This window comes from Spiroplasma sp. hy2 (assembly GCF_044714365.1).
Taxonomy (GTDB): domain Bacteria; phylum Bacillota_I; class Bacilli_A; order Mycoplasmatales; family Mycoplasmataceae; genus Spiroplasma; species Spiroplasma phoeniceum.
This window is the reverse complement of record NZ_RXFZ02000165.1, coordinates 1-2,199: the sequence shown is the minus strand read 5'-3', so window position 1 is coordinate 2,199 and position 2,199 is coordinate 1. Positions and strand designations below refer to the sequence as shown.

General features: G+C 23.1%; 3 protein-coding genes. All 3 read right to left on the bottom strand.

Annotated elements, in window-relative coordinates; translation table 4 throughout:
• Positions 1 to 171: 171 nt before the first annotated feature.
• Positions 172 to 555 carry a S1 RNA-binding domain-containing protein gene (locus tag EHV01_RS04915; protein ID WP_422066477.1) on the bottom strand — a complete coding sequence of 128 codons (384 nt, stop codon included), beginning with the start codon at positions 553 to 555 and terminating at the stop codon, positions 172 to 174.
• 79 nt (positions 556 to 634) lie between these two features.
• Complete coding sequence (locus EHV01_RS04910; protein ID WP_422066476.1) at positions 635 to 1,960, bottom strand: hypothetical protein; 1,326 nt, start codon at positions 1,958 to 1,960, stop codon at positions 635 to 637.
• A gap of 45 nt (positions 1,961 to 2,005) precedes the next feature.
• Positions 2,006 to 2,199: hypothetical protein (locus EHV01_RS04905; protein WP_422066475.1), on the bottom strand; the 194-nt coding region annotated here is incomplete at its 5' end.

The window sequence follows — 2,199 nt, the reverse complement described above, 5'->3', positions numbered from 1 at the left end:
TATYAAAACAAAGATTAAGTAATATTCAAACTACATTATTAATTTAAAGGAGATTATTTATGAAAAGAAAATTAATTCGTAATATTAATGTTTACTTAAATGAAAAATAAGAAAAAGTTTGAAATGAATTACCTGAATTATATACCAACTCACAACGAATAGAACATCTTATTAATTTTTATATAAGTCACAACAAAGAAAAATAAATAAAATGAAAAAAATAGTCCTGTATTTTTCTTTTTTTAGTAAATAATTGGTGTTTAATGACTTTTCTAAATTAGGTAAATTTTGGTTGACTTTATCATTATCATTTTTCAATAATTCAGGGCGACACTTTTTATAACTTAATTTAAGATGTTTTCTAACTGTATCAAAATCTATTATTTCAACTTCAATTTCATCACCAACATTAAAAAAATCTCTAATATCTCTTACATAATAATCTGAAACTTCACTAATATGTATTAAACCATCAGCTCTTTCTGCTCGACAAAAAGCACCATACGGAATAATATTTGTTATTTTTACAATAATTTTGTTATTTTTTTCATACATAATATATTTTTTCTCCTTTTTATAAGGGAATTATACTATTAAAATGTTGAAAATAATTTGTTAAGCATAAAAAATAACATTAATTATTTATTCTTTTTCTTTCAATATAAATTCCATTTAAATATTGCGCTGATTCTGCTTTTTCAATAGTTATTGTTCCATAATTAGTATTTTTATCTCATTCAAATATTGATGAATAACCTTCTATTGATGTTCCAATATAATGAGTTGTTGGTGGATTTTCATTTATAAATTTAGGATTTACAAAAATTGTAAAACTATATACTCTAAATTGTGTTTTAACAGAACAATTTATACGATAATAATATTTATCATCAAATGCTTTAACATTATATTCTTTTGAATTTTTAATAAAATCACTAGTATTAACTTCTTTTCAACCATTACCAGCATTAATAAATATATCACCACTCCCTAATAATGAATTACCATTAATAGTTTTAATATTTGTTCCATTTACTAATTTATCTTGTTTAAGATTAATATCTTGTGATGTTTTTACAATATATTTACCATCTTGCTTATCAATATAATCTTTATTTAAATTACTATCTTTAATAACATCTGGTGGAATATTACCACTTTGTTTTGCTTTTCATAATCCATTTTCTTCATAAATAGTTTCATTGTCAAAAGGAACAGATAACTCATTATTAGAATTATATACCACTGATTTATTATCAACTTTAATTGAAATATTTTTAATATAATTATCAATATATTTTGCTAATAATTCTTGTGATATTTCAATTTGCCATGTTCCACTTTTTTCTGTATCTGCTCAAGGAATAATAGATAAAGTATTAGATCTAAAAATACTATTTTTTCATACATATTTAGCATCTGCTTCACTTAACATAATTGGTCTATCTTTATGATTAGTATCAGGACGACCAAATCATGTATGATATTCATTTTTAAAACCATAATTATCAGGGTTTATTTTAGTTATAGTTTGTGATTTATAAAACTTTGCTTTTTCTAATAAACTTATAACATCAGGGGAGAATTCAATTTTCATATTACTAGGATATGTATAACTTGCGACACCATCACTACTATTTTCACCACCACTAGAATATTCAATTCCAGTTCTTATTAAATATTGAGTTTGTAAACAACAAGCAATTTTGACATAATTAATCCTTTTTTTATCAATCTCACTATTTGGATCAAGTAATGGAAATTCCGTTTCTAAACGATAACCACAAATACTATCTAGTTGTAAGCTTGCTCTTACAATACCCTCAATTAAATAATTTGAAATATTATCATCATAAAGTTTTTTACCATATTGTGCTACTAATTTATCAAAACCCTCTCAATTTTTAAACTCTTCTAATGTTATTAATTTAAAACTTTCTAATTTTGTTATATCTGCCATAATTTCACCTCTACGCATCACCATTATAAACAAAAAAAGTCTTTTTTAGACTTTAATTGTTTTATTAGATAACTTAATATCTTTTTTAGAAATTGATTTTTTGGCTCTTTGTACTTTAACAATATGATTAAACTCATCTTCACTAATAGGTTTATTTGTTTCTAATACTTGTGCTCATTCAGTATTACCAAGACCCAAAGTATTAGCAGTTTGAATTAAACCTAAATGAATAGCTTHHT